General features: G+C 67.8%; 8 protein-coding genes and 1 pseudogene. 2 read left to right on the forward strand and 7 right to left on the reverse strand.

From position 1 onward, the window contains the following. Positions 1–3: 3 nt before the first annotated feature. Positions 4–981 (reverse strand): hypothetical protein, encoded by a 978-nt coding sequence (locus RA210_RS15230; RefSeq protein WP_201487144.1) that lies wholly within the window; start codon positions 979–981, stop codon positions 4–6. 185 nt (positions 982–1,166) lie between these two features. Between RA210_RS15230 and RA210_RS15235 the strand changes: the two genes are divergently transcribed. Beyond that, positions 1,167–1,433 carry a DksA/TraR family C4-type zinc finger protein gene (locus tag RA210_RS15235; RefSeq protein ID WP_136489331.1) on the forward strand — a complete coding sequence of 89 codons (267 nt, stop codon included), beginning with the start codon at positions 1,167–1,169 and terminating at the stop codon, positions 1,431–1,433. A 58-nt stretch (positions 1,434–1,491) separates the two neighbouring features. On the opposite strand, the gene RA210_RS15240 is transcribed toward RA210_RS15235, so the two are convergent. From RA210_RS15240 to glnT, 5 genes are all read right to left on the reverse strand, one after another. Then, the gene (locus RA210_RS15240) at positions 1,492–2,766 is read right to left on the reverse strand and encodes an ammonium transporter (RefSeq protein ID WP_236574767.1); all 1,275 of its coding nucleotides are present in this window, start codon (positions 2,764–2,766) and stop codon (positions 1,492–1,494) included. A gap of 223 nt (positions 2,767–2,989) precedes the next feature. Beyond that, on the reverse strand, positions 2,990–4,312 hold the full coding sequence (locus RA210_RS15245) for an FMN-binding glutamate synthase family protein (protein ID WP_201487148.1): 1,323 nt from the start codon (positions 4,310–4,312) through the stop codon (positions 2,990–2,992). A gap of 195 nt (positions 4,313–4,507) precedes the next feature. Further along, entirely contained in the window at positions 4,508–5,191 is a 684-nt protein-coding gene (locus tag RA210_RS15250; protein WP_201487150.1) for a protein glxC, read from the reverse strand. A gap of 11 nt (positions 5,192–5,202) precedes the next feature. Continuing rightward, entirely contained in the window at positions 5,203–6,105 is a 903-nt protein-coding gene (locus tag RA210_RS15255; RefSeq protein ID WP_201487152.1) for a class II glutamine amidotransferase, read from the reverse strand. Between the two features lie 59 nt (positions 6,106–6,164). After that, positions 6,165–7,499, reverse strand: a complete 1,335-nt coding sequence (glnT, locus tag RA210_RS15260; RefSeq protein ID WP_201487154.1) for a type III glutamate--ammonia ligase — start codon at positions 7,497–7,499, stop codon at positions 6,165–6,167. A gap of 253 nt (positions 7,500–7,752) precedes the next feature. Here glnT and RA210_RS15265 point away from each other — a divergent pair, with 253 nt between their 5' ends. Continuing rightward, a complete protein-coding gene (locus tag RA210_RS15265) occupies positions 7,753–8,352 on the forward strand; it encodes a helix-turn-helix domain-containing protein (RefSeq protein ID WP_201487156.1) in 600 nt (199 codons plus the stop codon). A 125-nt stretch (positions 8,353–8,477) separates the two neighbouring features. On the opposite strand, the pseudogene RA210_RS15270 reads toward RA210_RS15265, so the two are convergent. Beyond that, a pseudogene (locus RA210_RS15270) lies at positions 8,478–8,653 on the reverse strand (IS30 family transposase); the annotation flags it as partial.

Below are 8,653 nucleotides of genomic sequence, written 5' to 3' on the forward strand. Positions count from 1 at the left end.
CGCTCAGGCGATCGGCCGCCCGCTGACGGCTCCCGACAGCTCGTCGTGCAGCCACTGGACGCGGGCCACCGCCGGCGCCACCACGCCGCTGCCGAGCACCTCGAGGAAGCTGCAGGCCGCATAGCCGCTGGCCGCCGCCTCGTAGCGCTCGACCCAGTCGCGGCGCATGTGCAGGCGCTCCGGCGCCACCGGCCAGACGCCGGGGCGCGGCTGCAGGTGACGGGCGATGCCCATGCGCCAGGGCTTGGCGCTGAGCCGCGCGCGGAAGCACTTCTGCCGCTGGCACATGCGCGCATACAGCGGGTCGACCCCCAGCTCGGCGAAGCAGCGCGCCACCGCCGGATCGTCCGGGGCGAAGGTGGCGTGGGTGGCCAGCGCGCGCAAGCCGGCGGGGGTGCGGTACAGACGGAAGCTCCAGCCGGGATGGCGCTCGAGGAAGCGCAGGATGCGCTGGCGAGCCAGCGCCGGCGCGCCGCCATGCCAGTCCAGGTACAGGCGGTGCACCCGCCCGGCCAGCACGCCCGAGGCGACCAGGGCGACCAGCAGCAGCGCCGCCAGCAGCAGTACCGAGCCGGTCAGCCAGCCGACCAGCAGACCGAGCGCGGCCAGGGCGGCGAACACGCCGACGGCGAAGCGCAGGCTGGGCCGGCAGGCGAAGTCGATGTCAGCGAACAGCACGTCCGCCGTGTTCAGGCAGCGCGCGCCATAGCCGTTGCGGGTGATCAGCACGTCGTCGTGGCGCGCGACTATCTCCTCGCGGATCGGCACGCCGTCGGCGCCGTTGTAGGCCACCTTCGGCTCGCGGCGCGGCAGCTTCTCGCCGTCGCGCAGGCCATCCAGCGCATCCTGCGCGCGCCGCTCGGCGTGGGCCTGCGCCTCCGCCTGGCTGACGTCGGACCAGCCGAAACGCCGCACGGTGATCTGCCGGTTCTTGCGCCGGTACTGCACCCGGGCCTCGGCCCAGTACTGAGGAACGATCAATTGCTGCCACCCCTTGTTGTTCTTGTTCTTGTTCGCTCGGGCGCTCAGCGGCGCCCGTGACGCAGAGCATAGGGGCAGCGACGGGGCGCAGTCACCCCGCAGGCTCCGCCAGTCGCACGCCCCTTGCATTGGCGCAGACCGGGGCGCATATCTGCGGATATCTCCCCCACCCCTGCGGAGGCGACATGGCCGGCGGCTGGACCAGCGACGGAGCGGTACAGGAGCAGATCGACAGCACCATCGAGGACGCCATCGCCCGCGCGCGCAGCCAGCTGCCGCGCGGCGAGAGCCTCGCGCACTGCGAGGAATGCGACGCGCCCATCCCCGAGGCGCGCCGCCAGGCGATCCCCGGCGTGCGCCTGTGCGTCGCCTGCCAGAGCGAGCACGACAAGCAGCAGGCAGTGTTCAGCGGCTACAACCGGCGCGGCAGCAAGGACAGCCAGCTGCGCTGAGCCACAAAGCGAAACGCCGGGCAGATGCCCGGCGTTTCGCTTGCGGCGTGACAGCCGATCAGTGGCTGTACGCCCGCTCGTTGTGCTCGGCGAGATCGAGGCCGAGATCCTCGGCTTGCTCGTCCACGCGCAGGCCGACCAGCTTGTCGACCAGCTTGAGCAGCACCCAGCTGACCACGAAGCAGTAGACGAAGGTGAACGCCACGCTCTTCACCTGCGCCCAGACCTGGGTGGCGATCTCGCTGCCCTCGACGTAGCCGCCCAGCTCAGGCACGCAGAACACGCCGGTGAGGATGGCGCCGACCACGCCGCCGACGCCGTGCAGGCCGAACACGTCGAGGCTGTCGTCGTAGCCCAGGCGCTGCTTCAGCGAGGTGACCGCCAGGTAGCACAGCACGCCGCTGAGCAGGCCGATGGCCAGCGCACCGCCCGGACCGACGTAGGCGCAGGCCGGGGTGATGCCGACCAGGCCGGCGATGGCGCCGGAAGCCAGGCCCATGGCGCTCGGCCGGCCGGCCTTGATCAGCTCGGTGACCATCCAGCCGACGATGCCGGCGCAGGCGCCCAGCTGGGTGTTGAGCATGGTGATGCCCGACACGCCGCCGACTCCGGCGGCCGAGCCGACGTTGAAGCCGAACCAGCCGACCCACAGCAGCGCCGCGCCGGTCATCGCCAGCGGCAGGTTGTGCGGACGGATCTCGACGTGCGGATAGCCCTTGCGCTTGCCCAGCAGCAGGCAGGCGGCCAGCGCGGCGACGCCGGCGTTGATGTGCACGGCGGTGCCGCCGGCGAAGTCCAGCGCACCCCAGTTGTGCATCAGTGCACCGGGACCGCCCCACACCATGTGCGCCATCGGCGCATAGACGAAGGTGAACCACAGCGCCATGAACAGCACCGCGGCGACGAACTTCATGCGCTCGGCGAAGGCGCCGGCGATCAGCGCCGGGGTGATGATGGCGAAGGTCATCTGGAAGGTGATGAACACCCCTTCCGGCATGCCCAGCACCAGGCTGTCGCCCTTGAGGCCGGCGAGCATGGCGCGCTCCAGGCCGCCGACGAAGCTGTTGATGCTGTATTCGCCGGCCGCCATGCCGGTGGTGTCGATCACCAGGCTGTAGCCGTAGAGCACCCAGAGCACACCGATCACCCCGGCGATGGCGAAGCACTGGGAAAACAGCGAGAGCATGTTCTTGGCGCGCACCAGGCCGCCGTAGAACAGCGCCAGACCGGGCAGGCACATGCACAGCACCAGCACGGTGGCGGTCATCATCCAGGCGGTGACGCCGGTATCCAGCGTGGCCTCCTCGGCCAGCGCCAGCGGGGCGAAGGACATCAGCAACAACGGCAAGCCGAACTTCAGTGAGCGATGCAGCGGGGTGGAACCTGATGCTGTGGTCGACATGGTGAAGTACCTCGAACGGTCATGGAGGATTCCTGAAAGTCGCGATGACGCAATGCAAAATTCCGGCCGGGATGCGGGCCTGTAGGGGCGAATTCATTCGCCTGACACGGCTGCGCTGGCGAATGAATTCGCCCCTACAAGACCCGCCCGGCAATCAGTACTGCTGGCCCGGAATCCAGCCGGTACCGGCCAGCGGCACACGGGCCATGGCGGCGGATTCCACGGTCAGCGCCACCAGATCCTCGGGGTCGAGGTTGTGCAGGTGCGACTTGCCGCAGGCGCGGGCCATGGTCTGCGCCTCCAGCACCAGCACGCGCAGGTAGTTGGCCAGGCGGCGACCGCCTTCCACCGGGTCGAGGCGCTTGCTCAGCTCCGGGTCCTGGGTGGTGATGCCGGCCGGGTCGCGGCCGTTCTGCCAGTCGTCGTAGAAGCCGGCGGCCGAGCCGATCTGCTTCAACTCGTCGTCCAGGCGCGGGTGGTTGTCGCCCAGGGCGATCAGCGCGGCGGTGCCGATGGCCACCGCGTCGGCGCCCAGGGCCATGGCCTTGGCCACGTCGGCGCCGGTGCGGATGCCGCCGGAGACGATCAGCTGCACCTTGCGGTGCATGTCCATCTCCTGCAGGGCCTGCACGGCCTGCGGGATGGCGCAGAGGATCGGGATACCGACGTGCTCGATGAACACTTCCTGCGTTGCGGCCGTTCCGCCCTGCATGCCGTCGAGGACGATCACGTCGGCGCCGGCCTTCACCGCCAGCTTGACGTCGTAGTACGGGCGGCTGGCGCCGATCTTCACGTAGATCGGTTTTTCCCAGTCGGTGATCTCGCGGATCTCGGCGATCTTGATCGCCAGGTCGTCCGGGCCGGTCCAGTCCGGGTGGCGACAGGCGGAGCGCTGGTCGACGCCGATCGGCAGGGTGCGCATGCCGGCGACGCGCTCGGTGACCTTCATGCCCAGCAGCATGCCGCCGCCGCCCGGCTTGGCGCCCTGGCCGAGGACGATCTCGATGGCGTCGGCCTTGCGCAGGTCGTCGGGGTTCATGCCGTAGCGCGACGGCAGGTACTGGTAGACCAGGTGCTGCGACTGGCCGCGCTCTTCCGGGGTCATACCGCCATCACCCGTAGTCGTACTGGTGCCGGCGATGGTGGCGCCGCGGCCGAGGGCTTCCTTGGCGTTGGCCGACAGCGCGCCGAAGCTCATGCCGGCGATGGTCACCGGGATCTTCAGGTGGATCGGCTTCTTGGCGAAGCGGGTGCCGAGCACCACGTCGGTGCCGCACTTCTCGCGGTAGCCTTCCAGCGGGTAGCGCGACATGCTGGCGCCGAGCAGCAGCAGGTCGTCGAAGTGCGGGACCTTGCGCTTGGTGCCGCCGCCGCGGATGTCGTAGATGCCGGTTTCCGCGGCGCGCTGGATTTCCTGGATGGTCAGGCGGTCGAAGGTGGCGGACTCGCGCAGTACCGGGGTGTGTTTCTCGCTCATTTCGAATTCCTCGTCAGGTGGCGCCCGCCGCTGTGGCGGGCCGCCCGGTGCGCGTGGCGCACCCTCGTTTGTTCGGTGGGCCCGACCATTCGGCGGGCTTGCGGTGCGCGCGGCGCACCCTACGTGGAGCAGGCGCCAGCCGTAGGGTGCGCGGGGCCGCCTAGGCCATGCGCACCATCCGGGCTCCGGTCTCGATCAGTACGCCGAGGCGTTGTCGACCTTGAAGTTGTACAGCTGGCGGGCCGAGCCGTAGCGCTTGAAGGCTTTCGGGTCCTCGTCGAAGCCGGCGCGGTTCAGCAGCTCGGCCAGCTCCTCCAGGTGCTCGGCGCGCATCTCCTTCTCGATGCAGTCCGAACCCAGCGACTTGACCGTGCCCTTCACGTAGATGCGCGTCTCGTACAGCGAATCGCCCAGCGCGTCGCCGGCATCGCCGCACACCACCAGGCGTCCGGCCTGGCCCATAAAGCAGCTCATGTGGCCGATGCTGCCGCCGACCACGATGTCGACGCCCTTCATCGAGATGCCGCAACGCGCGCCGGCGTCGCCTTCGATCACCAGGAAGCCGCCGTGGGCGGTGGCGCCGGCCGCCTGCGAGGCGCTGCCCTTCACCCGCACCAAGCCGGACATCATGTTCTCCGCCACGCCGACGCCGACGTTGCCGTGCACGGTGATGGTGGCCTTCTGGTTCATCCCGGCGCAGTAGTAGCCGGCGTGGCCCTGGATATCGATGCTCAGCGCTTCGTTCACGCCGACGGCGAGGTTGTGCTTGCCGCCCGGATGGGTGACGACCCACTCGCGTTCTTCGAGGGTTTTCGCCTGGTCGTGCAGGGCCTGGTTCAGATCGCGCACTTCGGCTTTGGAAAGGTCGATGGTCTTCATGTGTGCGCTCCTCAGGCAGTCTTTTCCCAGATGTACATGGTGGCCGGCTCGGGTTCCCAGACCCTGGCCTTGTCGATCCCCGGCAAGCTGGCCAGTGCCTGGTACTCGGAGGCCATGGCCACGTAGTCGTCGGTCTCGGCGAGGATCGCCGGCTTGCAGGCGATCGGGTCGCGGATCACCGCGAAGCCGTTGCGGGTGCCGATGGCGAAGGTGAAGAAGCCGTCGAGGTCTTCCAGCGAGTGGTCCAGCGCTTCCTTCAGCGAGTCGCCCTCGCGCAGGCGCCAGGTCAGGTAGCCGGCGGCCACTTCGGTGTCGTTGAGGGTTTCGAAGGTGATGCCCTTGCGCTTGAGCTCCTGGCGCAGGCGCGAGTGGTTGGACAGCGAGCCGTTGTGCACCAGGCACAGGTCGGCGCCGGTGGAGAACGGGTGGCTGCCCTCCATGGTCACCGCGCTCTCGGTGGCCATGCGGGTGTGGCCGATGATGTGGCTGCCCTTCATGTTGGCCAGCTTGAAGCGCTCGGCGATTTCCGCCGGCAGGCCCATGCCCTTGAGGATCTCGATGCTCTGCCCGGCGCTCATGATGCGCACCTCCGGGGCCAGCTCGGCCAGCGCCGCGCGCACCGCGCCCTCCGCGGCGGCGACCTTGAGCACCGCGGCGCTGGCGTTCTGGAACCAGTCCAGCGAGCAGCCCAGGCGCCCTTCCAGTGCGCCCATCAGCGCCTTCCAGTCGTACTCGCCGACGGTGCTCTGCAGGGTCAGCTTGACCCAGCCGTCGGCCACTTCGTCACCGTAGATGGCGAAGCCGGCGCTGTCCGGGCCGCGGTCGGTCATGGCCAGCAGCATCGGCTCGAACAGCTTGCCGAGCTGGGATTCCAGCGCCGGGTTCTTCAGGTAAAGACCTACGATTCCACACATGTTCACTCTCCTTCGGAGGCAGGTGGCCGCCGCCCACGCGGGCGACGGCCCGAAGCGGGTCAGAAAAATTCGGTGTAACGCTGGATTTCCCAGTCGGAGACGTGGCGGCTGTACTCCACCCACTCCATGCGCTTGAGCTTGATGAACTCGCCGACGATCTGCGGGCCGAGCACTTCGGCGAACAGCGGGTCGGCCTCCAGCGCGTCGCAGGCCTCCTTGAGGCTCTGCGGCAGGGTCTGGATGCCGCGCGCGGCGATCTCCTCCAGGCTCAGCTTGTAGAGGTTCTCGTTGCACACCTGGCCCGGATCGAGCTGGCGGTCGATGCCGTCGAGGCCGGCGGCGATGATCGCGGCGCTCACCAGATAGGGGTTGCAGCCGGCGTCCGGCAGGCGGAACTCGATGCGCCCGTAGGGGATGCGCACCATCGCCGAGCGGTTGTTGGCGCCGTAGGTGATGAACGCCGGCGCCCAGGTCGCCCCGGACAGCGAGCGGCCCACCACCAGGCGCTTGTAGGAGTTGACCGTCGGCGCGGCGAAGGCGCACAGCGCCGGGCCGTGGGCCAAGAGGCCGGCCATGAAGTGGTAGGCCAGCTTCGACAGGCCCATGCCGCTCGGGTCGCTGGCGTCGTGGAACAGGTTCTTGCTGGTGGCGCTGCTGATCGACAGGTGGAAGTGCATGCCGTTGCCGGCGCGCTTGGGGTCCGGCTTGGGCATGAACGAGCAGATCATCCCCAGCTCGTTGGCGATCTCGCCGGCGGCCATGCGGAAGAAGGTGAAGCGGTCCGCCGAGGTCATGGCGTCGCTGTAGGTGTAGTTGATCTCGAACTGGCCGTTGGCGTCCTCGTGGTCGATCTGGTAGATCTCGAAGCCCACCGGCTGCAGCGCCTCGGTCAGCCGCTCGAGGAATTCGCGCGAGCGCGACAGGCCCTTGTAGTCGTAGCAGGGCTTGTCGAGGTTGTCGGAGGCGTCGACCAGCTGCAGGGTGCCGGCCGCGTCGCGGCGGAACAGGCTGAACTCCGGCTCCAGGCCGGTGTTCAGCGTCCAGCCCTTGTCGGCCAGGCGCTGCACCTGCTGCTGCAGCACGTAGCGACTGTCGTAGGGCCACGGCTGGCCGTCGACGTGGCCGATGCACAGCACCCGGCCGTAGCCCGGCTGCCAGGGCACCGGAGTCAGGGTGGAGAGGTCGCCGCGGGCCATGAAGTCCGGGCCGTGGGGCTCCATGCCCATGCCGCTGATCGCGAAGCCGGCAAAGCCGGCGCCGGCTTCGGCCACCGCCTCCAGGCCGCAGACCGGCACCGACTTGGTCTTGGCGGCGCCATGGATGTCGACGAACTGCGCCAGCACGTACCTGATGCCGTGCTGGTCGATGATTTTCTGGGTTTCGCTGGGCAACATGGGCGGTGGGCTCCTCGGCTGCAGGCTGTCTATTCCGCAAGGGAAATTTACTTTCACCAAGGGAAATGCAAACAGCTTGCCAACCTGAGCCGGATCACGTGCCAGCCCCCGCCGGGGCCCGAATCCTTCTATCTATATGGGAAAGATGCTTTCATAACGCGAAAGCGTCGCACCGGGAGCCCGAACGCCGGCCCCGCGCCGTACATTCTTGGTGCGAAAATTAAATTCTTGAACTGAAAAAGTGCAGCGACGCATGAAAGACACCGCCGACAGCCAGCACCGCCTCAAGCTCGAGCAGTACCTGGGCATGCAGATCAAGCGCCAGCGCCTGGCCCAGGAACTGAAGATCGCCGACGTCGCGCGCATCGCCGGCATCAGCCAGGGCATGCTCAGCAAGATCGAGAACGCCCAGGTCTCCACCAGCCTCGACACCCTCAGCCGCCTGTGCGACGCCCTCGGCATGCCCATGTCCAAGCTGTTCAGCCAGTACGACCAGCAGGGCGGCAGCGCGCTGCTGGTCAAGGCCGGCGAAGGCATGGAAGTGGTCCGCCGCGGCACCGACAAGGGCCACACCTACCACCTGCTCAACCACGTGCGCGGCCCGAAGAAGAACTTCGAGGCCTACATGGTCGACATGGGCGACGCCAGCGAGGAGTTCCCGACCTTCTCCCACCCCGGCACCGAGTTCCTCCACCTGCTGGAAGGCGAACTGGTCTACCGCCACGGCAACCAGCTCTACCACATGCAACCCGGCGACAGCCTGACCTTCGACGGTGAAGTGCCGCACGGGCCGGAGCAACTGGTGAAGGTGCCGATCAGGTTGTTGTCGGTGGTGAATTATGGGGAGGAATGAGCTTTAGAGAGGTGAGCACGGGCAAAGAAAGTGTTCTGGCTTAATCTGCCCCGCAGCACCAATACCAAATAAAACCCTCGCAGTCTTTTGAGAAACGGCGGTTGCAGGAACTGAGTGCAACAAGGTTATTGGAGTGAAGCAGGTGCCTCATGATGCTTGGCCATCAGCTCGGTTATGACCTCGATGGGGCACTTGAAGCCGAAGCGCTTGCGCGGTCGGATGTTCAGTTCGTAGGCAATCGCATCCAGTTGCTCCTGGCTGTATTCCGACAGATCCGTACCCTTGGGCAGGTACTGCCGGA

Source organism: Pseudomonas sp. OF001 (assembly GCF_904426495.1).
GTDB lineage: Bacteria > Pseudomonadota > Gammaproteobacteria > Pseudomonadales > Pseudomonadaceae > Geopseudomonas.